Source organism: Candidatus Frankia alpina, assembly GCF_902806485.1.
GTDB lineage: Bacteria > Actinomycetota > Actinomycetes > Frankiales > Frankiaceae > Frankia > Frankia alpina.
Genome location: NZ_CADCWT010000598.1, coordinates 1 through 404, shown reverse-complemented (window position 1 = coordinate 404; position 404 = coordinate 1). Strand labels below are relative to the sequence as shown.

General features: G+C 61.1%; 1 pseudogene. It reads right to left on the bottom strand.

Features of this window, described 5'->3' with window-relative positions:
* Nucleotides 1-349 (bottom strand): annotated as a pseudogene (locus G6R25_RS24660) (amidohydrolase family protein); the annotation flags it as partial.
* Nucleotides 350-404: the final 55 nt, after the last annotated feature.

Genomic DNA, 404 nt, shown 5'->3' with positions numbered 1-404 from the left:
CCCACTGGCCTGCCATGACGACGGCACGCTCGGCTCGACGGGTGTACTCGGGACGGATCGGCTCCATCCGCCCCATCATCGTCTTGAAGCTCTGCCCCTCGGTGTTCTCGCCGCGGAAGTAGGCCGCGAGTGCACCGGGCTTTCCCACCGAGTCGAAGGTGGGGTTGGAGATCAACCTGAAGACTTTGTCGTCGACTAACAACTGGGTGCGGCCGTTGGCCTTGTCCGTGACCCAGCGAAACGCGTATGAATACCTCGGGTCGAGGTGCCGGGTGAAGCTGTCGGCGACTTCGTAGTAGTGCTGGTCAGCGTCATAGACCGAAAAGTCGATCGGTGTGGCGGCGGTCATTGAGCCATTCCCGGCGTCGATTTGTGACGTTGGGTAATTGTTGCGGGGTGTGAGT